This is a genomic window from Mycobacterium sp. GA-1841, assembly GCF_001954135.1.
In the GTDB taxonomy this organism is placed as follows: Bacteria; Actinomycetota; Actinomycetes; order Mycobacteriales; family Mycobacteriaceae; genus Mycobacterium.
In genome coordinates this window covers 1-23,650 of the sequence record NZ_MBEQ01000014.1, presented here as the reverse complement: position 1 = coordinate 23,650, position 23,650 = coordinate 1, and the positions used below count along the sequence as shown (strand labels likewise).

Sequence of the window (23,650 nt, the reverse complement as noted above, 5' to 3'; positions counted from 1 at the left end):
CTCCAGCCCGATCTACACCCGCCGGATGCAGAAGGCGCTCAAGTACGAGGGCGTCGACATCATCACGATCTTCAAGGGGTTGCAGCTCGACATCGGTGCTCCGCCGCAGTTCATGGATTTCCGTTACACGGTCCATGACCGTTGGCACGGCGAGTTCCACCTCGACCACTGCGGGGCGCTGCTCGACGTCGAACCGATGGGCGAGGACTACGTGCGCGGCATGTGCCACGACATCGAGGACCCGACGTTCGACGCCACTGCGCTGGCCACCAACCGCAAGTGCCAGGTGCGCCCGATTCACCGGCCGCCCCGGACGCCGGCGGATCGGCAGCCGCACTGTGCGTGGACGGTCATCATCGACGAGTCCTATCCCGAGGTCGACGACATCCCCGCGCTTGAGGTGATCGGCCGGACCCAGGCTGCCCAGACAGTGTTGGATCCGATCGATTCTTCCGACGAGGGTGCGGCCGACTACGCCGGACCGCTGCTGTCGGACTTCGATTTCGCGGCGTTCTCCCATTCCGCGCTGGTCCGCATCGCCGACGAAGTGTGCCTGCAGATGCACCTGCTGAACCTGTCGTTCATCCTCGCGGTGGGTGCCCGAGCCGGCGCCGATACCGCGCTGGCCACGGACATCTGCACGAAGCAGCTGATCGGTGTCGCCGGGATCGGTGCCGAGCGCATTCACCGGGCTCTGGACCTGCCCGGGGGTATCGAGGGTGCGATCAAGGTGGCCGAACTGCATCCGCTGTTCAATCCGGTCGCCTACGTGGACACCGAGTTCGGACCGGATGTGATCACGGTGCGCCGCTCACCTGCACATCAGGACGGCGCGTGGGTGTCGCTGGTGTCACCGTCCGAGGTGCGTCCGCTGCAGGCCATCGTGCAGGCGGTCGACCCACACCTGGACGTCGAGGTCGGTGGGAGCGAGCAGGAGTGGACCGCTCGCATCATCGAAACCGATAACGCGGCAAAGGAACTCGGTGAGGTCGCGGTGGTGAAGTTCAGCGGCGGTGCCTCGTTCGTGTTCGAGCCGCGGAAGTCACTGCCGTTGACCGTGGTGTGAGCAGCGGCGTCAGGATTTCGCCCGCTCCACCGAGATACCGGTCAGGCACCGTTCTTTCTCGCGGATGCCGAAGTTGAGGGTTCCCCAGTCGTAGGCGACCGACCACACGAACTCCTCCTTCGGCGAATGGCCGGTAGGGAGGTGAGTGTTCTCGGCGGCGGGATAGTGGGACCGCACATCTTCTTCGGTGATGCACGGCGACGGGTCGATGTTGACGGAGGCGAACGACCAGACTCCGTCGACGATGGCGATCACCGACGAGCTGATGTGCAGGTTAGGGCTGAGCTGGGCGGCGCCTCCCTCCAGCCGTACCGGATTCTGCTCGTTGGGACGCAAGGAGGTGTCGAGCAGCCGCTCGAATTTTTGCGCATTGAGTGGGATTTCGCGCACCAGTTGGTCGGCGAGTTGCCAAACATCTTGGGGTGGTTGGGCGCTGGCCACGGGTACTCCGTCCTTTGCAGTGGTACACGCCGCGCCGAGGAGGGCGAACGTCAGAATGGTCGCGATGAGTCTCGTCACTTGTAGTCCCTGCCGTAATACTCGCGATAGGTCGTCGTCGGATCGGTAGAGGGAACCAGATTGCCGTATGCGTCGCCGATCTGGCGGATAGCGCTGCTGTAGGCCTCGGAAGTACTGCCTGCTTGGAGATAGGCGTCGTAGATCTGCTCGAATTTGTCGTCGTTAGGCGCGGCGGGAATGATGTCGGCGCCGCCCGCCGCGAGGATCTCACGCTCGATCTTCATGGTGTTCATCGTCGCGGCGCCTTCGCCGTCCAGCCGCGAGTTGACGAAGGCCTCCTTCGAGCTGTGGTCTATCGGTGGGTTCTTCAGAGCATGCCCCAATTCATGGGAGATGGCATTGACACGTTGGAACGGACCGTTCTTCGCGAGGTCCGGATCGATGTTGATCACCTTGTTTCGCGAATCTGTGTACGTGCCTTCGCCAGGTTCAGAGGTGAAGGTCCACCCCTGCGCACGAGCCTGATCCCATTCGTCGAGCAGCGTGGGCGAATTCCGGGCGATCTGCCACTCTTCGTCGGTGAGCACGCCGTCGAAGGGTCGAACCGCCTTGCCCGGCACCGTTTCGCCTTCCCAAAATTTCAGCTTGTCGGACAGTGCGCTGGGTGACGCCTTGTCTTTCTTGTCGCCGCCGATCTCGTCGTATTCCTTGCCGATGACGCGGACGCGCTGTCCGATGGCGCTCATCTCGCTGTTGGACTTTTCGATGATCTCCTTGACCTGGCTGACGCCCTTGTTGGCGATCGCCAGTTTCATCGTCTCGCCGGATCGGTTGTCGGGAACGGATGCGGCAGCGTCGGTGACCCACGCATGCACCTGATCAAGGCGCTGACGACCGGCGCTGACGACCTCAGCGCTCCGGCTGACTTCTCTGGCCATGCGGGTGTCGAGCTCGGCAAGTTTTCCGTAGATCGCGGCATGCTCCGCATTCTTGGCGGCGTAGGCCTGTGATGCCGTGCCCTGCCAGCGGTCATCGGGCGCCGCGGACTGCACCTTGGTCTGCATCTGCCGCAGCTGGGAGCTGCCCTGATCGAACTGCTCGCCCGTAGCGGGAACGCCTTGTCCGAACGTGGTCCGCGCCTGCGACCACGTCGAGTAGAACGCATCCAACGCCCCCACGCGTTCGCCTCCTTGCCTCGGCTATGTACTCAGATCAGGTAGCAGGTGCGAACAGCATGAGGTAACCACCGCCCCCAGGTGACCGGAGAGCCCACGGCTTGTTCGATGAACTCGCGGCTGGTGTATTCGTGGAACAGGTGTACCTCGTCCCACTCCGAGCTGGTGAGGCGGCTGAGCCTGCCTGACTTGTTCTGGTGTGGCAGCATTTCCAGGCCATCATTGAGCGTCTGGTCGTTGTAATCGATATCCATCGACGGCCTCAACGCCTGTCTGGCCAGGTCGCAGCTGGTCAGGCAGAAGCACAGCAACAACACGGAAAACGCAACGCATCCCGCTGACCGGCCCGCCATGCAATGCCTTCCCGTTGATATTTCCAGAGCCTCGGGGCTGACAGAGGTCAAGTCTAAATCTGGACAACCGGTCGCTCAGGCATCAATTTCTCCTCCGTGCCGACGCAGATCTGCCAGTTTCACGATCGAGAGTCGCGGGGGTGGGCATCGCAACCGTCCCCGTATGTGCCTGGTGGTAAGCCTGTTGACCGGGTGCGTGGCGGCGCATGCCGGTGCTGGGCTGGACGCGGTGCGGACACCTCGCACGTCCCGTGGACTACCAGCATTTCGAACGGCGCTGAGGCCCGAGGCCTAAACCCCGGCCGACGGCCGCTCGGACGCCAATTGCCCCCTCACCACCGCCGAGCCGACCCACCGTCGCAGGTAGCTGCGCAGGGCTTCGCCGGTGCGCGGCGGACGGCCCGGATCGATGACGAACGACTGGATGATGCGCAGCAGATGCTCGGCGAGCTCGTCGAGTTCGGCATCGGTGTATCCGAGGCCGGCCCAGTCGACGTCGAGCTTGCGCATCAACGCGCGGGCAAAGTCGACCGCGACGTCGGAGGTGACCGATTCGGTGTGGGCGTTCGCACGTCCGGGGGCGACGAGCAAACCGATGTGCTTGTCTTCGGGCAGCCATTCCAGTGCGGTGGCGATGGCCTCCGCGACCGCTTCGACCGGGTCAGTCACGCCCCGCAAGTGGGCGGCCACCCGGTCCAGGAAGTCGCTGGCCGCGTTCACTGCGGACGCCACCAGGAGGGCGTCGGTGCTCGGGAAGTAGCGGTACACGGTCTGGCGGGTGACACCGAGCGTGCGCGCCACGTCCGCAATCGAAAAATCGGCACCCCGCTCGTCGATGGCGTTGCCGGCGGCGGCGAGGATGCGGGCAATCGCTTCCTCATCACTTGCCGGCGCGGAGCCGGACCACCCGTGCGTTCGCATGGGCGAATCCTAGAACAACCAGCGGAACAAACCGCCGGTCAGCGGTGGTACGCGACCGGGAGTTCCTTGATGCCGTTGATCCATCCCGACCGGAGACGTTGCGGCTCACCGAGTTTGGTGATGTCGGGGATTTGGTCGGCGATCTGGTTGAACATCAGCTTGATCTCCATCCGCGCCAGGTTCGCACCGATACAGAAGTGCGCGCCGTTGCCGCCGAACGCCAGGTGCGGGTTGGGGTTGCGCAGGATGTTGAATTGGAACGGGGACTCGAAGACCTCTTCGTCATAGTTGGCCGAGCTGTAGAACAGTCCGACGCGCTGACCCGCTTTCACGGTGACGTCGCCGATCTGGATGTCGGCCAGCGCCGTCCGCTGGAAGCAGTGCACCGGGGTGGCCCAGCGGATGATCTCGTCGACCGCAGTCTCGGGGCGTTCGCGCTTGAAAAGCTCCCACTGGTCCGGGTTCTCGAGGAACGCGTTCATGCCGTGGGTCATGGCGTTACGGGTGGTCTCGTTGCCGGCGACGGCCAGCAGGATCACGAAGAAGGCGAACTCCACCTCGGTGATGGCCTCTCCATCGATATCGGCCTGCACCAGGCGCGTCACGATGTCGTCGGCCGGGCAGGCGCGTCGCTGCTCGGCCATGGTGTACGCGTAACCCATCAGCTCGGCGTTGGCCATCGTCGGGTCGGCGTCGAAATCGGGGTCGTCGGTGTTGATGATGGCGTTGGACCAGTTGAAGACCTTCTCCCGGTCTTCCTCGGGCACGCCGATCAGATCGGCGATGGCCAGCAGCGGCAATCCCACGGCGATGTCGTCAACGAAGTTGCCGGTGTCCTTCTGCGCGGCCTTGGCCACGATGTCGCGGGCCGCCACGGCCAGCTTCTCCTCGAGCACGGCGACCGAGCGCGGGGTGAACAGCCGCGAGACCAGCTTGCGCAGCCGGGTGTGCTCGGGCGCGTCATGGTTGATCAGCAGCGCCTTGGTCAGGTCGAGTTGTTCGGCGGTGACGCTGTCCGGCAACCGCATGACCGCGCCCTTGGCGTTGGTGGACCACAGGTCGCCGCCATTGCGGGAGATGGTCTTGATGTCCTCGTGACGGGTGATCACCCAGTAGCCGCCGTCGTCGAAGATCGATTCGCCCTGCTCGTTCCACCACACCGGCGCGGTCTTGCGCAGCTGGGCGAACTCGTCGACCGGGACGCCGCGCAGCAGTACGTCGGGATCGGTGAAGTCGTAACCCTGTCCGAAGGGGCAGGCGCTGAGTGTCGTCAAGCCGGGTCATCTCCTCGTGTGACGGCGAACACGTTCTACCGACGACCATACACTCCGGCGTCAAGTGTATGCCCGGGCGTGTGCCGCTACGCTACGTGCGTGCGCGTCCTCGTTATCGGATCCGGTGCCCGTGAACACGCCCTGCTGCTGGCCCTGCGCCGTGATCCGCAGGTGGAGGAGCTGGCGGTGGCTCCCGGTAACGCCGGGACCGAGACCATCGCCGATCAACACGATGTCGACATCACCTCCGGCGAAGCCGTGGTGAAGCTGGCCCAACGCCTGGACAGCGACCTGGTGGTGATCGGCCCCGAGGTCCCGCTGGTCCTCGGCGTGGCCGACGCGGTGCGCGCGGCCGGTATCGCCTGCTTCGGCGCGAGTAAGGATGCCGCCCGGATCGAAGGCTCCAAGGCCTTCGCCAAGGACGTCATGGCTGCGGCCGGGGTGCGCACCGCCGGCAGCGAGATCGTCGACAACCCGGCGCGCCTCGACGCCGCTCTGGACCGCTTCGGCCCGCCGGCCGGGCAGGCCGCCTGGGTGGTCAAGGATGACGGCCTGGCCGCCGGCAAAGGCGTGGTGGTCAGTGCTGACCGCGACGCGGCCCGCGCCCACGCCGCCGGCCTACTCGATTCCGGGCATCCGGTGCTGCTCGAATCGTTCCTGGACGGTCCGGAGGTGTCGCTGTTCTGCGTGGTCGACGGCGCCACCGTGGTGCCGCTGTTACCGGCCCAGGACTTCAAGCGGGTCGGCGACGGAGACACCGGTCCCAACACCGGCGGGATGGGCGCCTACGCCCCACTGCCCTGGCTGCCGGACTCGGTGAAGAACCAGATCGTCGACGAGATCGTCAAACCCGTTGCTGCCGAACTGGTTGCGCGTGGCAGCTCCTTCTCGGGCCTGCTCTACGCCGGCCTGGCGATCACCTCGAACGGTCCGGCGGTGGTGGAGTTCAACTGCCGCTTCGGTGATCCGGAGACGCAATCGGTTCTGGCCCTGCTGGATTCACCGCTGGCTCAGCTCTTGCGCGCCGCCGCCAGCGGTGAGCTCGACTCATTCGGCGACCTGCAGTGGCGTGACGGGTATGCCGTCACGGTCGTGGTGGCCGCGGAGAACTACCCGGGCCGGCCGCGCGTGGGCGACGTGATCACCGGATCCGAGGCCGACGGCGTGCTGCACGCCGGAACCGCCCGCCGCGACGACGGCGCCGTGGTGTCCTCGGGGGGTCGGGTGCTCTCGGTGGTCGGCACCGGAGCCGACCTGCCCGCCGCCCGTGAAGCGGCGTACACACTCGCCAAGTCGGTTCGCTTGCCGGGCAGTCACTTCCGTAGCGATATCGGCCTCGCCGCCGCCGAGGGGCGCATCACCCTTTAGGCGACCAGGAGCGGCGCCATCCACGAGATCTCGGCGGGCAGTTGGGAACTCCAGAAGCTGCCGTCGTGCCCGCCAGGAGAGAAGCCGCCGGCCGGCGGATTGGGCAGCTGGGCGATGAACTGCTTGGTGGCCGCATAGAACGGATCGCTGTTACCGCAATCGATCCGGATCGGAATCGAGCCCAACGCGGGTTGTCCCCACACGCTGTTGGCGGCGTAATCCTCCGCACTGTCGAACGCACCGGGCGCCGCGGCGCCCGAGGAGGTCCAGAGTGCGGGGCTGACCGCGCAGATCGCCGCGGTACGCGCCGGACCGAGTCGCGATCCCAGCAGCAGCGCGCCGTACCCGCCCATCGACCAGCCGAGAAACCCCACCCGCGAGGTGTCCAGGCCCTGCTCGGCGAGCAGCGGGATGAGCTCGTCGAGCACCATCGCGCCCGAATCCTCACCGGAAGCGCGTTTGTGCCAATAACTTCCACCACCGTCGACCGCGACCACCGCGAACGGCGGCAGCCCGGCGGCCACCGCCTCGGCCAGACCCTGCTCCACGCCGCCGGCCATCACCCCCTCGGCGTCCTGGCCCTTGCCGTGCAGGGCGATCACCGGGCGCAACTTTCCGGTCTGGCCCGGTGGCCGGGCGATGGCCCAGTTGGTGTTGACCCCTCCGCGGGCAGCCGAGACGAACGAGCCTCGGGTGAACGTCGGGGCAGCGACCGGGCTGGCCACCGAAACTGGGGCTGAGGCGAGGGCAATGGCCCCGGCGGTGCCGGCGGCCGCACCGACGCCGAGGCGCAAGACCGCGCGACGGCTCAAGTTTGGCATGGGGGCCATCTTGCCATCGCCTCAGACTGGCATCCGCCGATGGCATTGTGGCGGCGTGCGGACAGGCGAAAAACCTGAGTAGAGCCTGATGATTGACCGAAAGCCCGATGTGACGGATGCCCGGCTGGCACGATGCTAAAGGTGACGGCAGCGGTCACTCCTAAAGGGGAGCGTCGGCGGTACGCCCTCGTCAGGGCGGCCGCTGAGTTGCTTTGTGAAGGCGGCTTCGACGCCGTCCGTCACCGCGCGGTGGCGCGTCGCGCCGGCTTGCCGCTCGCCTCCACGACGTACTACTTCTCGTCACTGGACGACCTCATCGCCAAGGCCGTTGAATACATCGGAACCCGAGAAGCCGAACAACTCAGCGCCGGCGTTGCCGCGCTGTCGAGACGGCGCCGCGGTGCCGAATCGACCGCCGACATCCTCGTCGACCTGTTGCTCGGAGAGTCCCGGGAGCGTCGCGGCTCCGAAGAGCTGATCTCGCGCTACGAGCGCTACATCGCCTGCGCCCGGCAACCTGGCCTGCGCGACATTCAGCGCCGCATCCTGCAGCAGCGCGCCGATGCCGTGGTCGAGGTGGTCGAACGCTCGGGACGTTCGGTACGTGCGGAATTACTCACCGCCCTGGTGTGCGCCGTCGACGGAGCTGTGGTGGCATCGTTGGTGGACGAAGGTGAGGGGCCCAGAGCCAGTGCCCGCGCCACGCTGATCGACGTGATCGACGTGCTGGCGCCCGTCGACGACGGGGCGGTGCGCGTCTGACCACTGAAGGAGGGGGAATGTCGCAACCCGTAGCCTCGGGGGAGCCACAGCTCAAGCGGGTTATGGGACCCGGTCTACTACTGCTGTTCGTCGTCGGGGACATTCTCGGCACCGGGGTATATGCGCTCACCGGGCAGGTCGCCAAGGAGGTCGGTGGCGCCGCATGGCTGCCGTTCCTGGCGGCCTTCCTGATCGCCACCATCACCGCGTTCAGCTACCTGGAACTGGTCACCAAATATCCCCAGGCCGCCGGCGCGGCGCTGTACGCGCACAAGGCTTTCGGGATCCACTTCGTCACCTTCCTGGTCGCCTTCATCGTGATGTGCTCCGGAATCACCTCCGCCTCAACGGCTTCCAGGTTCTTCGCGATCAGCTTCTTCGACGCCATCGAGGTCAACTTCGGCCAGTTCTTCACCGAGCACGTTGCCCACCTGAAAGTGATCGGCGTCATCCTGCTCGCGCTGCTGTTCATGGCCCTGATCGCCGCGGTGAACCTGCGGGGCGTCAGTGAAAGCGTCAAGCTGAACGTGGTTCTCACGTTCATCGAGATCACCGGTCTGGTGATCGTGGTCGTGGTGGGACTGTGGGCGATCCTCAGCGGGGTCGACGTGGACTTCTCCCGCGTTGTCGCCTTCGACACCTCCGGGGAGAAGAACGCCTTCATCGCAGTCACCGCGGCGACATCGCTGGCGTTCTTCGCAATGGTCGGATTCGAGGACTCGGTCAACATGGCCGAGGAGACCAAGGACCCGGTGCGGATCTTCCCGAAAGTCCTGCTGACCGGACTCGGCATCGCCGGCCTGGTCTACGTCGTCGTCGCGGTCATCGCCGTCGCCCTGGTGCCGGTCGGCACGCTGGCCGAGTCCGACTCGTCGCCATTGGTGAAGGTGATGGAGGCGGCCGCGCCGGGATTGCCGTTCGACAACATCCTGCCGGTCATCTCGATGTTCGCCGTGTCGAACACGGCGCTGATCAACATGCTGATGGCCAGCCGGTTGATCTACGGTATGGCCCGTCAACACGTGTTGCCCCCGGTGCTCGGTGCAGTACATCCCCGGCGGCACACCCCTTGGGTGGCAATTCTTTTCACCACCGCCATCGCCTTCGGGCTGATCTTCTACGTGTCGGCGTTCGCCAGCGGGGACACGGTCGCGATCCTGGGCGGTACCACCTCGCTGCTGCTGCTTGCCGTATTCTCGGTGGTCAACGTCGCCGTGCTGGTGCTACGTCGGGACGTGCGGAATGAAGGCAGGCATTTCAAGACCCCTACCGCGTTGCCCGTCATCGGTTTCATCGCGTCGCTGTATCTGGTGCTGCCCACCTCGGGACGGCCGGCTGTGCAGTATGTGCTGGCGCTGGCCCTCGTCGCCACCGGTGTGGTGCTGTTCCTGATCACCAAGCTGATCAACCGCCAACTCGGAATCCACGGACCGGGCATCACCGATCCGACCCACCTGGCCGAGGCGCCCTAGGATTCGCTGCGCAACTTTTCGATCCGGTTCTGCAACAACGCGACCCGATGCGCATTGCCGTCCAGACCGAGGTACCGGTCACCGAACACGGCCAACAACGCGTCGTCGAGGCGACGCACCGCACCAGGCGGGAAGCGGTAGTCCATCAACCGGTTGATCTCGTCGGTGTCCACCGAATCCAGTACGCCGGTAAGCGCTTCCAGCGAAGTGATACCGAGTTCGAGCAACAGCCCCGAGATCCAGCCGTAGTGATCGGTGCGCGACCACCCGGCGTCGGAGAAACGATGACCGAGGTAGGTGGCCAGCACCGGGGTGGGGATGCGTGAGTCTTCGTAGAACTCCGAGAACTCGGCGTCCTCGTCGTCGGACATGGTGAGCCGCAACCGTTCCCGGATCTCGGTGAACTCGCGGTCGGCCAACTCCAGCAGCCCGGCCGCCAGGGTGAACCGGCGGTCCAACTCGCTGACATGCTCGGCCGGTATCGAACCCTTGTACCGCACGTCGTGCTCGAACTCGGCCCAGGCATGCTGCAGCACCGTCCGCACCTGGATCGACGCCGGGTACTGCTCGCCTTCGACCCCGAAAAGCAGATGCCGGCTGGCATATCCCCACCGGCCCTGACGCGCGGTCTGCAGACCCATGTCCCGATCGTCGAGAAGCCGCATCTCCTCGGCCAGCAGATTGGCCACCGCGTCGACATCCTCACGCAGATAGGTGATGACGCGCAGACCCACCTGATCGGTGATCTCCACCAGCGGATTGGTGTACAGCCGGGTGCCGTCCGGGGCCCGACGGTCGGCTTTGGCAGCGAAGGACTCCACACTCTTGGTGCGGGCCGTGATGCTCAGATAGTTGATCCCGGCCTCGTCGAGCAGACCCGTGACGAGTTTGAGGTACCGCTCCCCGGCCGCCACCAGATCCGGACGTTTGGCGGCGTATTCGGCGATGGCCGCCGACAGCGTGGGCTCACGTGCCGGGGTCGGGCGCGGCCGAGCCTGCCGATCGGCAGGCAGGGTCGGCGTGAGGATGTAGCCGGAACCGACGTCGCCGTAGATCGTCACGTCCTCGGGACGGTGGTACCAGTACAGCGCGATGTAGGCGCACAGCAGCGCGTCGACCGGATCCTCGTCGCGATCGAGCTGACCCGGCCGGGTGGCGGCCTCGACCCGCTTGCGCAACTCCACCCAGCTGACATTGCGGTTGGCCCGCAACCGTGGCGTCGCGGTGTCGAGTTCCTCGATGAACGTCATCAACCGCAACAGTTCGCGTTGACGATCCCCGAACGCCCCGCGCTTGTACTTCAAGGTCTTGTCGAGCCCGAACAGCACGACGCTCGCCGGGTGCGGATACACCTCGATCGCGCGCCGCCCCGACGGCGACGACGGATCCACATCCAAGCCGAGCGCGGCCGCGATCCGCGCGGCCCGCGGATGCTTGAACTCCGGGCGTTCGGTGAACGCCGGCCGCGCGCCCGCGTCGAACCGCTGAAAATCCCGATTGAGTTCCCGCTCACACGGACGGTGCCCGGTCGGGTTCTTGACGATCAACGGCGCATCGATGGCGACCAGGCAATCACCACTGACATACGGCTCGATGGCTACGGCGATGTCGTCGTCATCCTGCGCCACCCCGACATGCAGCACCCGGCCACCGGAGTCGATGACAGCGACACCCGTCTGATTCCTCTCGCCCCACGCGAGGTCGAGCCCGACGAAGTACATCCGTCCACTGTCTCATTGGTGCTCATCGGTAGGTCGTAAGCTGTGTGTTCGTGACGATCCCGAATGTTCTGGCCAACCGCTACGCCAGCGACGAAATGGTCGCTATCTGGACACCGGAGGCCAAGATCGTCGCCGAGCGCCGGCTCTGGCTGGCCGTGCTGCGTGCACAGGCCGAACTGGGCGTCCCGGTGCCCGACGGCGTGGTCGACGACTACGAACGCGTCCTGGAAAACGTCGACCTCGCCTCGATCGCCGCCCGCGAGCGCGTCACCCGCCACGACGTCAAGGCCCGCATCGAAGAGTTCAACGCGCTGGCCGGACACGAGCACGTGCACAAGGGCATGACGAGCCGCGACCTGACCGAGAACGTCGAGCAGCTGCAGATCCGCCGCTCTTTGGAGCTGGTGTTCGCCCACGGCGTGGCCGTGGTCGCCCGGCTGGCCGAACGCTCCGTCGTCTACCGCGACCTGGTGATGGCCGGCCGATCCCACAATGTGGCCGCGCAGGCCACCACGCTGGGCAAGCGGTTCGCCTCGGCGGCCGAAGAGACCCTGGTGGCCCTGCAGCGTCTGCGTGAGCTGATCGACCGCTACCCGCTGCGTGGCATCAAAGGTCCGATGGGCACCGCCCAGGACATGCTCGACCTGTTCGACGGGGACACCGCCAAACTGGCCGACCTGGAACGACGCGTCGCCCAATTCCTCGGCTTCACAGAGGTTTTCACCAGCGTCGGACAGGTCTATCCGCGTTCGCTCGATCACGATGTGCTCTCGGCGCTCGTACAGGTCGGGGCCGGGCCGTCCTCACTGGCCCACACCATCCGGCTGATGGCCGGCCACGAACTGGTGACCGAGGGCTTCGCGCCCGGTCAGGTCGGCTCCTCGGCGATGCCGCACAAGATGAACACCCGCTCGTGCGAACGGGTCAACGGCCTGCAGGTGGTGCTGCGCGGCTACGCCTCGATGGCTGCCGAACTGGCCGGCGCGCAGTGGAACGAAGGCGACGTGTTCTGCTCGGTGGTGCGCCGCGTCGCGCTGCCCGACGCGTTCTTTGCGATCGACGGACAGACCGAGACCTTCCTGACCGTCCTCGACGAATTCGGGGCCTACCCGGCCGTGATCCAGCGTGAGCTGGACCGGTACCTGCCGTTCCTGGCCACCACCCGCATCCTGATCGCCGCGGTACGGGCCGGGGTGGGCCGCGAAACCGCCCACGAGGTGATCAAGGAACACGCCGTGGCCGTCGCCCTGGCGATGCGCGAGCAGGGGCGCGAGCCCGACCTGCTCGACCGGCTGGCCGCCGACCCGAGGCTGCCGCTGGACCGGGCCGCCCTCGAAGCCGCACTGGCCGACAAGCAGGCGTTCAGCGGAGCCGCGGGAGCGCAGGTCGACGGGGTGGTCGCGGCGGTCGACGAGTTGGTCAGCCGCTATCCAGAGGCCGCCAAGTACACCTCGGGCGCCATCCTGTGAGCTCGTCGTGACTTTGGCGGCCGACCTCACCGATCTGGACAATTTTGCTGCCGGATTTCCGCACGAGTTGTTCGCCGTGCACCGTCGCGAGGCCCCGGTGTACTGGCATGCGCCGACCGAACACACTCCGGACGGTGAAGGTTTCTGGTCGGTGGCCACCCACGCCGAAACCCTTGCGGTGCTGCGCGATGCGGAGACCTACTCCTCGGTGACCGGCGGCTCACGGCCCTACGGCGGAACGCTGCTGCAAGACCTGTCCATCGCCGGGCAGGTGCTCAACATGATGGACGACCCACGCCACGCCGAGGTCCGCCGACTGGTGAGTTCCGGGCTGACCCCGCGGATGATCCGGCGGGTCGAAGACGATCTGCGCGCCCGGACCCGGCGGCTGCTGGATGGGATTTCCCCGGGTGAGCCGTTCGACTTTCTGGTCGACGTGGCCGCCGAGCTGCCGATGCAGATGATCTGCATCCTGCTGGGAGTGCCTGAATCCGAACGACATTGGCTGTTCCAGGCCATCGAGCCGCAGTTCGATTTCGGCGGGTCCCGCACGGCGACCATGGCACAGTTGTCGGCCGAGGAAGCCGGGTCACGGATGTACACCTACGGCTCGGAGTTGATCGCGGCAAAGCGGGCCGAACCCACCGACGACATGCTGTCGGTGGTCGCCAACGCGACATTGTCGGATGATCTGACCCCGCTCTCTGACATCGAGCTGTACCTGTTCTTCAGCCTTCTGTTCAGCGCCGGCGCGGAGACCACCCGCAACGCCGTGGCCGGCGGGTTGCTGGCTCTGATCGAGCATCCTGCACAGCTGGAGCTGTTGCGCGAGGATCTCGGGGCGTTGCCAACGGCCATCGAGGAGATGGTGCGCTGGACCTCGCCGTCGCCGTCCAAGCGGCGCACCGCCACCCGAGCGGTGTCACTGGGTGGCTGCGACATCGAGCCGGGGCAGAAGGTGCAGGTCTGGGAGGGCTCGGCCAACCGGGATCCACTGGCGTTCTCGGAGCCCGATGTTTTCGATATCACGCGCAAACCCAACCCCCACTTGGGTTTCGGCTACGGCATTCACTACTGCCTGGGGGCCAACCTGGCCCGCCTCGAGTTGCGGGTGTTGTTCGAGGAACTACTTCAGCGGTTCTCGTCGGCTCGCCTGACCGAGTCCGTCGAATGGGCCCGCAGTAATCGGCACACCGGCATCCGACATCTGGTGGTGGAGCTCACGGCATGAAACCCGTGGTCTTCGCGGCGATCATGGCGACCGGCATCGTGTCGATCTCCGCCGCGGACTACGGCTTCGGCGTCATCAGCCGGCCCCTGGCAGCCGTGGCCGTGCTCGCGCTGCCGGTGTTGATGTACGCGACGGCGGTCCGCCGGCAGACCTTCGACTGGCAGGACCTCGACACCGCGATCGGGTTGTTCACCTATGTGGCGGCCTGCGCGGTCCTGGCCGCCCGATTCGCCGAGTATGCGCCGGCGGTGTGGGTGTTCGGCGCGTTGGGTCTTTCGGGCTGGCTGACGCTGATACCGATGGTGCTCACCCGCATGCGCCGGTTGGGGATCACCGCGCTGCGTGGCCGGGCCCGCGGCATCTGGGAGCTGGTCAGCGTCGCGACGTCAGGTCTGGCGATCGTCTTCATGGCCGCGGGAATCCTGTTCTGGGCGTTCATCTTCTGGGTGTCGGCCTTGGTGTTGTACGTCCTGATGACCGGACTCATCGCGTGGCGGGCCCTCGGAGAGCCGGAAGTCCGCCGCGACGTACCGGCCGATCACTGGATTCTGATGGGCGGCGCCGCGATCGCCACCTTGGCCGGTGAGCACATCCATGCCGCGTTGCATCCCGGCCCGATCGCCGACGCGGTGCTTGTGGTCACCATCGCGACGCTCGTCGTCGCCGCCGTACAGATCGTGCCGCTGGCGCTCACCAGCTGGCGCCAGATCCTCGACTGGCCGGCCGTGTTCCCGCTGGGCATGTTCTCGGCCGCTTGCTATGCCGTGTCGATCGAGACCGGTTGGCAGCCAATGGTCGTCGTCTCGCACGTGTTTTTCTGGATTGCGTTCACCGCGTGGCTGGCGGTCGTGGTCGTGCTGGTACGCCGCGTTGTTCGCCTAACCTCAGAACATGGACTCAGGCCACGATGACCATCTGAGAGTCTCCGACGCCGACCGCGCCGAGGTGGGACGCCTGCTCGAACGGGCGGTCGCCGAAGGCATGATCACGCTCGACGAATTCAGCGAGCGTTACGACACCGCTCTGGCCGCACGCACCCGCGGCGAGCTGGGCGTCGTGGTCGCCGACCTGCCGATCGCGGCCTCGTCACCAGGTCCGCGAACTCGCCCGCCCGAGGAACTCCGTGGCTGGATGTCCTCGGTGGTGCGGCGCGGGCAGTGGACGGTGGCTCGCTCGCTGCATCTGCACACCCGAATGTGCAGCACAACCCTGGACTTCACCTCAGCCATCCTGGCCGGGCCGTCGGTGGAGATCATCATCGACGACTACTGCAGCTCGACGGAGCTCATCGTGCCGCCCTCGGCCACAGCTGATCTCAACGGCCTCAATGCCATCGCGGGCAGCGCCACCGTCAAGGTGCGCACCAGCCCGCCATCGGATCAACTGCACCTGATCGTGCGGGGCCGGGTACGGATGGGAAGCGTCACCGTGCGGCACCCGTTCGGAAGCTGGTTGAAGCGCCTCAGCGGTACCCGGTAGCCGCTCGGATCTCGGCGATCACCCGCTGCGGATACTCGGTGAGATCCAGCCAGGTGAACCGCAGCACCTGCCAACCCGACAGCGCGATGTCGTTCTGCTTGACGCGGTCCTTTTGAAAGACCTCCGGATCGTGGTGGAATGCCCAGCCATCGGTCTCGATCGCGAGCTTGGGGACCGGAAAGGCGACATCGATCACGTAACTGCCCAGCCGGTAGTTGGCCTTCCAGCCGGTGATGCCGGCTTCTTTGAGCAGCTTGACCAGAAGGCGTTCGGCTTCTGATCGGGCCCCGTCCGCGGCGGTGCGCAGCAGCCTGCGGGCCGCGGGCGAACCGTACCTACCCTTGTTGCGCAGGTGTGCCCGCCACAGGACATGCAGTTCGGTGTGGCGTTGCAGGGCGGTGTCCATGAGTTTGGCGCCGCCACCTTTGCGGGCGGCGGCTTCGACCACGCTCAGCGGTAGTGCGGTGACCCGCACTCCGCGGCGTTCCACGATGTCGGCGGGGTCGAGGTCACGTCGGCGCAGCCGAATGCCGTACCGCTGCGGGTGGTGCCCGGTTCTGGGGATCGTCACCTCGACCGTGTCGGGCGCGTACTTCGTGACCTCATGCCACCAGGCGGCGGCGAGTCCGCTTGCTGCTGCGTTCGGCCCGGCCGACCACACCGCCGCCCTCACCCGGGCTGAATCGGTGAACGGTCGATCGTCGGCGAAGTACACCCCTGGTGAGCAGCGGAGCCATTTGCCGGAGCGGACCCTGCGGTAGACCGCCTGCTTGCTCAAACCAGCTTGCTGCGCCTGAGCAAGGGTGATCACACCGTCATGGTCACGTAGATAATCGTCGATCACACGGGATTGGACGCGCTGTCCCGGTCAAACGGTTCCAACCCCTGCGATTTGGGTGCGTTTGGTAACGGTGGGCGTTACCAAACGCACCGAAATCACTCGGGAGATCACTCGAGACGGCGCAGCCGCATGCCGGCCGAGCGCAGTTCGAGGGCGGCCAGGCCGCGAATGGCCCGTTGATCTTGGCTGCGCCAGGCGCCGACCGGGTCGTCGGAGACCCGGGTCAACTTGGCCAGCGGCCGGTTGGCCAGCGCCCGCAGCGCCAGCAGCTGCTCCCCGGCGGCGGTCGAGGCCAGGGTGATCGCGGTCCACTTGCGCCGGAAGAACCGCACTCGCAGATACAGCCAGGGCATCGCGACGAACAAGATGGGCGCGGCGGCCACCGCCAACGCCAACACCCAGGCCAGCCAGCTCGCGGTGTGGTCCAGGTTCGCGCCCGCACCGGCGATATCGAGGGCCGCGTCACTGGCCGCCCGCAGCGGCTTGCTCAGTGTGTCGCCGATCAGCGGCACGTGGTCGGTGCTGTCGCCCGCCGAACCCAGGTTGTCGGCGACCCCGTTGGCGCCGTTCTCGACCTGTCTGCCGACCTCGGCGATGGTGGACACCGCGGAATGCACGGCTGTGCCGACCAGAACCCACATCGCGGTCCAGACGATGACGGCCACGTCGCTGAACAACTGCGCCAACAAGCGGCCGGGTCTGCTGGCGTAGGGCAGGTACCGCGATCTCATGGAACCGATCCCAACACATAGGGTGGCCCAATGCGCCCCGCTCTGTCCGACTACCAGCACCTGGCCAGCGGCAAGGTCCGCGAGTTGTACCGCATCGACGACGACCATCTGCTCTTCGTGGCGACCGATCGCATTTCGGCATACGACTTCGTCCTGGACTCGGAGATCCCCGACAAGGGCCGGATCCTGACCGCGATGAGCGTGTTCTTCTTCGATCTGATCGACGCGCCCAATCACCTGGCCGGACCGCCGGACGACGAGCGCATCCCGGCCGAGGTGCTGGGCCGTGCGCTGGTGGTGCGCAAGCTCAAGATGCTGCCGGTGGAATGTGTGGCGCGCGGCTATCTGACCGGGTCCGGCCTGCTCGACTACCAGGCCACGGGATCGGTGTGCCGGATTCCGCTGCCGTCCGGCCTGGGGGAGGCCAGCAAGTTCGACGAGCCGCTGTTCACCCCGGCCACCAAGGCCGACCTCGGGGACCACGACGAGAACATCTCGCTGGACCGGGTCACCGACCTGGTCGGACCCGAGTTGGCGAACCAGTTGAAGGACCGCACGCTGCAGATCTACCTGCAGGGTGCCGACCACGCGTTGACCAAGGGCATCATCATCGCCGACACCAAGTTCGAGTTCGGCGTCGACGCGGACGGCACCGTGGTGCTCGCCGACGAGGTGTTCACCCCGGACTCCTCGCGGTACTGGCGCGCCGAGAGCTATCAGCCGGGTGTGGTTCAGGACAGCTTCGACAAGCAGTTCGTCCGCAACTGGCTCACCGGGCCGGAATCCGGCTGGGACCGTCACGGCAGCACCCCGCCGCCACGCCTGCCCGAAGAGATCGTGGCCGCCACCCGCGCCCGGTACATCGAGGCCTACGAACGGATTTCAGGTTTGCGGTTCGACGATTGGATCGGCGCATGAGCGACGTGAAACCGCCCACCGCCAAGCGCGGCAACCATCGCCGCGAGCATCACGGCGACGTGTTCATCGACCCCTACGAGTGGCTGCGTGACAAGGACAGTCCTGAGGTGATCGCACACCTGGAGGCCGAGAACGCCTACACCGAGGACACCACCGCGCATCTGGAGCCGTTGCGGCAGAAGATCTTCGACGAGATCAAGGCCCGCACCAAGGAAACCGACCTGTCGGTGCCGATGCGCCGCAACGGGTGGTGGTACTACGCCCGCAGCTTCGAAGGCAAGCAGTACGCGGTGCACTGCCGGTGCCCGATCGGTGATCCCGACGACTGGACGCCGCCCGCTCTCGACGAGGACACCGAGATTCCCGGCGAGCAGGTGCTGCTCGACGAGAACGTCGAAGCCGATGGCCATGAGTACTTCTCGCTGGGTGCGGCCACGGTCAGCCTGGACGGCAACATCCTGGCCTACTCGGTCGACGTCCTCGGGGACGAGCGCTACACCTTGAAGTTCAAGGACTTACGTACCGGCGAGCTCTACGACGACACCATCACCGGGATCGGCGCCGGTGGCACCTGGGCGGCCGACAGTCGCACGCTGTACTACACCACGGTGGACGACGCGTGGCGGCCCGACACCGTCTGGCGGCACCGGCTGGCGTCAGGTCTGCCGGCGGAAAAGGTGTATCACGAACCCGACGAACGGTTCTGGGTCGCGATCGGCCGCAGTCGCAGCGACAAGTACCTGTTCGTCGCCTCGGGCAGCGCCGTGACCGCCGAGGTGCATTACGTCGACGCCGGCGATCCGACCGCCGAGCTCACCACGGTGTGGGGACGCCGTGACCTCGTCGAGTACTCCGTCGAACACGCCGTGGTCGGGGGCGAGGATCGGTTCCTGATCCTGCACAACGACGGCGCCGAGAACTTCATGCTGGTGGACGCCCCGGTGAGCGACCCGACCGATTTCCGTCCCCTGATCGAGCACCGTGCGGATGTGCGGTTGGACGGGGTCGACGCATTCGACGGATTCCTGGTGATCAGCTACCGCAGTGAGGCATTGCCGAAGATGGCGCTGTGGCGGCTGACCGCGGAGGGCTACGGCAGCCGCGAAGAGCTGACCTTCGACTCCGAGTTGACCGCCGCGGGGATGGGCGGCAACCCGAACTGGTCCACGCCCAAACTGCGGATCGGCGCCACCTCGTTCGTCACCCCGGCGCGGATCTACGATCTGGACCTGGCCACCGGTGAACGCACCCTGCTGCGTGAGCAACCGGTGTTGGGCGGTTACCGGCCGGAAGACTATGTGGAGCGCCGTGATTGGGCGACCGCACCGGACGGGGCGCGCATTCCGATCTCGATCATCCACCGGGCCGGGTTGCAGTTCCACGCGCCGGCGCTGCTGTACGGGTACGGCGCCTACGAGTCGTGTGAGGATCCGCGGTTCTCGATCGCCCGGCTGTCCTTGCTCGACCGGGGCATGGTGTTCGCCATCGCGCATGTGCGCGGCGGCGGGGAGCTGGGCCGGCCCTGGTACGAGCACGGCAAGCTGCTGGAGAAGACCAACACGTTCACCGACTTCATCGCGGTGGCACGCCATCTCATCGAAACCGGACTGACCAGGCCGCAGAATCTGGTGGCCCTCGGCGGCAGTGCCGGCGGATTGCTGATGGGAGCGGTGGCCAACATGGCGCCGGAACTGTTCGCCGGAATCCTGGCTCAGGTGCCGTTCGTCGATGCGCTGACGACGATCCTGGATCCGTCGCTACCGCTGACGGTCACCGAGTGGGACGAGTGGGGAAATCCGTTGGCGGACCCCGAGGTGTACCGCTACATGAAGTCGTACACCCCCTACGAGAACGTGACGGCCCAGGACTATCCGGCGATCCTGGCGATGACGTCGCTCAACGACACCCGGGTCTACTACGTCGAACCGGCGAAATGGGTTGCCGCGCTGCGTCATAGCAAGACCGACGGTCATCCGGTGCTGCTCAAGACCGAGATGGTGGCGGGTCACGGCGGACTGTCCGGCCGCTACGAGCGATGGAAGGAAGCCGCCTTCCAGTATGCGTGGCTGTTGGCGGTCGCCGATCCCGAGAGCTACGGTGACGGGCAGGTGGGCACGCTCTTCGGCGGGCCGAGCTAGTCAATATCTAGTCGCTGTCAAGATGCCGGATTAGAATGGGCCGCATGGGTTATCACCATGGCGACCTACGGGCTGTCATCCTCGCCCAGGCCGCGACGCTGGTGGCCGAGCGGGGCGCCGACGGCATCTCGCTGCGCGAACTCGCACGCGCGGCGGGAGTTTCACACGCGGCGCCCGCGCACCACTTCACCGACCGGCGCGGCCTGTTCACCGCACTGGCCGTCGAAGGGTTCCGACTGCTGGCCGCGGCGCTGACCGGCGCGCGGCCGCACTTCATCGACGCCGCCAAGGCCTACGTGCGCTTTGCCCTCGACCACCCCGGCCATTACGAGGTGATGTTCGACAAATCCCTCTATGACGAGACGAATCCCGATCTGGCCGCGGCTGCAGCCGCGGCCGGTGCCGAACTCAACCGTGGCGTCGGCACCCTGACCGACCCGGCGGCCACCGCCGACCCGGCCGGCGCCGCGCTCGCAGCTTGGTCTCTGGTTCATGGCTTTTCGCTGCTTGTGCTCAATGACGCGATCGACACGGACGCCGACCCGATCGCCACCGTCGAGCGGTTGGGCCTGATCCTGTTCCGCGAGGAGGTCCGGTAGCGTCGGTGCGATGAGCCTCAACGACATTCCGCTGACCACTCTCGACGGCAACCAGACGACGCTGGCCGAGTTGGCCGGCGGTGCCGCCCTGGTGGTCAACGTGGCCTCCAAATGCGGACTGACGCCGCAGTACAGCGCGCTGGAGAAGCTGGCCCAGGACTATGCGGCCCGCGGGCTGACGGTCATCGGTGTGCCGTGCAACCAGTTCATGGGGCAGGAACCTGGCACCGCCGAGGAGATCCAGACGTTCTGCTCGACCACCTACGGGGTGACATTCCCGCTGCTGGCCAAGACCGACGTCAACGGTGCCGACCGGCATCCGCTCTACGCTGAACTCACCCAGGCCACCGACGCCGAAGGGGAAGCCGGGGACATCCAGTGGAACTTCGAGAAGTTCCTGCTCGCCCCGGGTGGGACCGTGGTCAACCGGTTCCGGCCCCGCACCGAGCCCGATGCGCCCGAGGTGATCGCAGCCATCGAGGCGGTTCTGCCGGCCTGATCTCTGGCCCGATGGACATCCGGCGTCCGAGTGTTCGACACCGTCCCGACATGTGACGTTGCCACACTGGCGGCGTGACCGGACAACTCATCGTCTCGATATCGCAGATCAGCGACCGCACGCTGGCCGATGTCGCGTCGTTCTGTGCCGAGCTCGACGCCCGTGGCGTGCCCGCTTCCTTGATGGTGGCGCCGCGGCTCAAGGGCAGCTACCGCCTGGACCGTGACCCGGCGACCGTGGAATGGCTGACCGGCCGCCGTCGGGGCGGTGACGCCGTCGTCCTGCACGGCTACGACGAGGCGGCGACGAAGAAGCGACGCGGTGAGTTCGCGTCGTTGCCCGCGCACGAGGCCAATCTGCGGCTGATGGGCGCCGACCGGGTGCTCGAGCACCTGGGCCTGCGCACCCGGCTGTTCGCCGCTCCTGGCTGGAACGTCTCACCGGGAACGATCGCAGTCTTGCCGCGCAACGGCTTTCGACTGCTCGCCGACCTCGGCGGCATCACCGACCTGGTCCGCCAGACCACGACGCGGGCCCGCGTGGTGGGGATCGGCGAAGGATTTCTGTCCGAGCCGTGGTGGTGTCGCACGGTGGTGCTCTCGGCCGAACGGATCGCGCGTCGCGAAGGCACGGTGCGTGTCGCGGTTGCTGCGCGACACCTGCGCAAGCCTGGTCCTCGGCAGGCGATGCTCGATGCGATCGACCTGGCTTTGCTGCACCGGTGCGTGCCCACCGTCTACCAGTGGCGAGGATTCCCAGTACTGACCGAGGCCGCCTGAGGCGCGCTAGTCTTGCGTCTCATGGCAGACGCCGATGTCATTGTCGTGGGGGCGGGTCTTGCCGGCCTGGTCGCTGCATGCGAGCTCGTCGACAGGGGCCTCCGGGTGCTGATCCTGGACCAGGAGAACGCCGCCAACGTGGGTGGGCAGGCCTACTGGTCGTTCGGTGGTCTGTTCTTCGTCGACAGCCCCGAACAACGCCGGTTGGGTATCCGCGACAGCCAGGAACTGGCCCTGCAGGATTGGCTGGGCACCGCGGGCTTCGACCGGCCCGAGGACCACTGGCCCCGGGAATGGGCGCACGCCTATGTGGATTTCGCGGCCGGTGAGAAACGAAGTTGGCTGCGGGCGCGGGGCCTGAAGATCTTCCCGCTGGTCGGCTGGGCCGAGCGTGGCGGTTACGACGCGCTGGGCCACGGCAATTCGGTGCCACGATTCCACATCACCTGGGGCACCGGCCCGGCATTGGTCGAGGTCTTCGCTCGGCGCCTGTCCGACGAGGCCCGGGTGCGGTTCGCCCACCGCCACCGCGTCGACGAACTCATCGTCTCCGACGGCGCCGTCGTCGGGGTGCGCGGTTCGGTGCTGGAACCCTCCGATGCGCCCCGCGGCGCACCGTCGTCACGAAAGACCGTCGGCGAGTTCGAGTTCCGTGCCTCCGCGGTGATCGTGGCCAGCGGTGGCATCGGCGGCAATCACGAACTGGTGCGCAAGAACTGGCCGCCGCGCATGGGCCGGGTGCCCGAACAACTGCTCAGCGGCGTGCCCGCGCATGTCGACGGACGCATGATCGGCATCTCGGAGGCCGCCGGGGCGCACGTCGTCAACAGCGATCGGATGTGGCACTACACCGAGGGCATCACCAATTACGATCCGATCTGGCCCGACCACGGGATCCGCATCCTGCCGGGGCCGTCGTCATTGTGGTTGGACGCCAACGGCAAACGCCTCCCCGGCCCGCTGTACCCGGGCTTCGACACCTTGGGCACGCTCGAGCACATCTGCCGCACCGGCCAGGACTACACCTGGTTCGTCCTCAACGCCCGCATCATCGCCAAGGAGTTCGCGTTGTCGGGACAGGAGCAGAACCCCGACCTCACCTCCCGCAGCGTGCGTGAGGTGCTGGCGCGGGTCCGTCCCGGTGCGCCGGCTCCCGTGCAGGCGTTCGTCGACCGCGGCGTCGACTTCGTCAGCGCGCGTTCACTTCGCGAGTTGGTGACGGCGATGAACGACATGCCCGAGGTGGTGGAACTGGACTACGCCACCGTGGCGGCCGAGGTCACCGCCCGTGATCGTGAGGTGGCCAACCGGTTCACCAAAGACGGCCAGGTGACCGCGATCCGGGCGGCCCGCAACTATCTCGGTGACCGGTTCAGCCGCGTCGTCGCCCCGCACCGCCTCACCGATCCGAAAGCCGGGCCGATGATCGCCGTCAAACTCCACATCCTGACCCGAAAGTCTTTGGGGGGATTGGAGACCGACCTCAGCTCGCGCGTCCTCAAAGAGGATGGGGCCGCCTTCGGGGGCCTGTACGCCGCGGGGGCCGCCCGGCCGTCGTTGTGGTTCGACGAGGC

Annotated in this window: 23 protein-coding genes; 14 read left to right on the top strand and 9 right to left on the bottom strand. The window is 66.5% G+C overall.

From position 1 onward, the window contains the following. A partial coding sequence (locus tag A5740_RS03495) for a hypothetical protein (protein WP_076191535.1) occupies positions 1 to 1,066 on the top strand: 1,066 nt, incomplete at its 5' end. Between the two features lie 9 nt (positions 1,067 to 1,075). Here the strand turns inward: A5740_RS03495 and A5740_RS03490 are convergent. From A5740_RS03490 to A5740_RS03470, 5 genes are all read right to left on the bottom strand, one after another. After that, positions 1,076 to 1,585, bottom strand: coding sequence for a hypothetical protein (locus tag A5740_RS03490; RefSeq protein ID WP_254849065.1), 510 nt, complete (start codon positions 1,583 to 1,585; stop codon positions 1,076 to 1,078). Further along, the gene (locus A5740_RS28990; protein WP_076191527.1) at positions 1,582 to 2,703 is read right to left on the bottom strand and encodes an EspA/EspE family type VII secretion system effector; all 1,122 of its coding nucleotides are present in this window, start codon (positions 2,701 to 2,703) and stop codon (positions 1,582 to 1,584) included. Before A5740_RS28990 ends, A5740_RS03490 begins: the two co-directional genes overlap by 4 nt. A 29-nt stretch (positions 2,704 to 2,732) precedes the next feature. Then, the gene (locus A5740_RS03480) at positions 2,733 to 2,954 is read right to left on the bottom strand and encodes a hypothetical protein (RefSeq protein WP_139334903.1); all 222 of its coding nucleotides are present in this window, start codon (positions 2,952 to 2,954) and stop codon (positions 2,733 to 2,735) included. 390 nt (positions 2,955 to 3,344) lie between these two features. Beyond that, positions 3,345 to 3,974: a TetR/AcrR family transcriptional regulator gene (locus A5740_RS03475; RefSeq protein WP_076191523.1), complete on the bottom strand. Its 630-nt coding sequence runs from the start codon at positions 3,972 to 3,974 to the stop codon at positions 3,345 to 3,347. Positions 3,975 to 4,012: 38 nt separating this feature from the next. Further along, a complete protein-coding gene (locus A5740_RS03470) occupies positions 4,013 to 5,248 on the bottom strand; it encodes a cytochrome P450 (protein ID WP_076191522.1) in 1,236 nt (411 codons plus the stop codon). A gap of 99 nt (positions 5,249 to 5,347) precedes the next feature. Between A5740_RS03470 and purD the strand changes: the two genes are divergently transcribed. Continuing rightward, positions 5,348 to 6,616, top strand: a complete 1,269-nt coding sequence (gene purD / locus A5740_RS03465; RefSeq protein WP_076191520.1) for a phosphoribosylamine--glycine ligase — start codon at positions 5,348 to 5,350, stop codon at positions 6,614 to 6,616. Here purD and A5740_RS03460 read toward each other — a convergent pair. Continuing rightward, positions 6,613 to 7,446: an alpha/beta hydrolase family protein gene (locus tag A5740_RS03460; RefSeq protein WP_076191519.1), complete on the bottom strand. Its 834-nt coding sequence runs from the start codon at positions 7,444 to 7,446 to the stop codon at positions 6,613 to 6,615. The two genes, purD and A5740_RS03460, sit on opposite strands and share 4 nt — an antisense overlap. Before the next feature lie 123 nt (positions 7,447 to 7,569). Between A5740_RS03460 and A5740_RS03455 the strand changes: the two genes are divergently transcribed. Both A5740_RS03455 and A5740_RS03450 read left to right on the top strand, forming a co-directional pair. Continuing rightward, positions 7,570 to 8,199, top strand: coding sequence for a TetR/AcrR family transcriptional regulator (locus A5740_RS03455; protein ID WP_076191517.1), 630 nt, complete (start codon positions 7,570 to 7,572; stop codon positions 8,197 to 8,199). A gap of 17 nt (positions 8,200 to 8,216) precedes the next feature. Further along, positions 8,217 to 9,671, top strand: coding sequence for an APC family permease (locus tag A5740_RS03450; protein WP_076191516.1), 1,455 nt, complete (start codon positions 8,217 to 8,219; stop codon positions 9,669 to 9,671). Here the strand turns inward: A5740_RS03450 and relZ are convergent. Continuing rightward, positions 9,668 to 11,392 carry a bifunctional ribonuclease/(p)ppGpp synthase gene (gene relZ, locus A5740_RS03445; protein ID WP_076191514.1) on the bottom strand — a complete coding sequence of 575 codons (1,725 nt, stop codon included), beginning with the start codon at positions 11,390 to 11,392 and terminating at the stop codon, positions 9,668 to 9,670. The two genes, A5740_RS03450 and relZ, sit on opposite strands and share 4 nt — an antisense overlap. 50 nt (positions 11,393 to 11,442) lie before the next feature. Between relZ and purB the strand changes: the two genes are divergently transcribed. Genes purB through A5740_RS03425 form a run of 4 tightly spaced genes read left to right on the top strand, consistent with a single transcriptional unit; the run spans position 11,443 to position 15,571 of the window. After that, the gene (gene purB, locus A5740_RS03440; protein ID WP_076191532.1) at positions 11,443 to 12,861 is read left to right on the top strand and encodes an adenylosuccinate lyase; all 1,419 of its coding nucleotides are present in this window, start codon (positions 11,443 to 11,445) and stop codon (positions 12,859 to 12,861) included. Between the two features lie 7 nt (positions 12,862 to 12,868). Beyond that, positions 12,869 to 14,092 carry a cytochrome P450 gene (locus A5740_RS03435; RefSeq protein ID WP_175616150.1) on the top strand — a complete coding sequence of 408 codons (1,224 nt, stop codon included), beginning with the start codon at positions 12,869 to 12,871 and terminating at the stop codon, positions 14,090 to 14,092. After that, positions 14,089 to 15,003 (top strand): tellurite resistance/C4-dicarboxylate transporter family protein, encoded by a 915-nt coding sequence (locus A5740_RS03430; RefSeq protein WP_076191513.1) that lies wholly within the window; start codon positions 14,089 to 14,091, stop codon positions 15,001 to 15,003. Before A5740_RS03435 ends, A5740_RS03430 begins: the two co-directional genes overlap by 4 nt. Beyond that, a complete protein-coding gene (locus A5740_RS03425) occupies positions 14,984 to 15,571 on the top strand; it encodes a DUF1707 domain-containing protein (protein ID WP_076191511.1) in 588 nt (195 codons plus the stop codon). The genes A5740_RS03430 and A5740_RS03425 overlap by 20 nt, the downstream gene beginning before the upstream one ends. Here the strand turns inward: A5740_RS03425 and A5740_RS03420 are convergent. Further along, positions 15,555 to 16,415: a type IV toxin-antitoxin system AbiEi family antitoxin domain-containing protein gene (locus A5740_RS03420; RefSeq protein WP_076191509.1), complete on the bottom strand. Its 861-nt coding sequence runs from the start codon at positions 16,413 to 16,415 to the stop codon at positions 15,555 to 15,557. The genes A5740_RS03425 and A5740_RS03420 overlap by 17 nt on opposite strands. A gap of 104 nt (positions 16,416 to 16,519) precedes the next feature. After that, entirely contained in the window at positions 16,520 to 17,143 is a 624-nt protein-coding gene (locus A5740_RS03415; RefSeq protein ID WP_076191508.1) for a hypothetical protein, read from the bottom strand. A gap of 30 nt (positions 17,144 to 17,173) precedes the next feature. Between A5740_RS03415 and A5740_RS03410 the strand changes: the two genes are divergently transcribed. The 6 genes from A5740_RS03410 to A5740_RS03385 all read left to right on the top strand — a co-directional run. Continuing rightward, positions 17,174 to 18,061 (top strand): phosphoribosylaminoimidazolesuccinocarboxamide synthase, encoded by an 888-nt coding sequence (locus A5740_RS03410; protein WP_076191506.1) that lies wholly within the window; start codon positions 17,174 to 17,176, stop codon positions 18,059 to 18,061. Further along, positions 18,058 to 20,199, top strand: coding sequence for a S9 family peptidase (locus A5740_RS03405; RefSeq protein WP_076191505.1), 2,142 nt, complete (start codon positions 18,058 to 18,060; stop codon positions 20,197 to 20,199). Before A5740_RS03410 ends, A5740_RS03405 begins: the two co-directional genes overlap by 4 nt. 44 nt (positions 20,200 to 20,243) lie before the next feature. Next, positions 20,244 to 20,798 (top strand): TetR/AcrR family transcriptional regulator, encoded by a 555-nt coding sequence (locus tag A5740_RS03400; RefSeq protein ID WP_076191529.1) that lies wholly within the window; start codon positions 20,244 to 20,246, stop codon positions 20,796 to 20,798. 10 nt (positions 20,799 to 20,808) lie between these two features. Beyond that, entirely contained in the window at positions 20,809 to 21,297 is a 489-nt protein-coding gene (locus A5740_RS03395) for a glutathione peroxidase (RefSeq protein WP_076191503.1), read from the top strand. Positions 21,298 to 21,371: 74 nt separating this feature from the next. Continuing rightward, complete coding sequence (locus tag A5740_RS03390; RefSeq protein ID WP_076191501.1) at positions 21,372 to 22,076, top strand: DUF2334 domain-containing protein; 705 nt, start codon at positions 21,372 to 21,374, stop codon at positions 22,074 to 22,076. Positions 22,077 to 22,097: 21 nt separating this feature from the next. Further along, positions 22,098 to 23,650, top strand: a 1,553-nt coding sequence (locus A5740_RS03385; RefSeq protein ID WP_076191500.1) for an FAD-binding dehydrogenase, incomplete at its 3' end; no start/stop codon positions are given.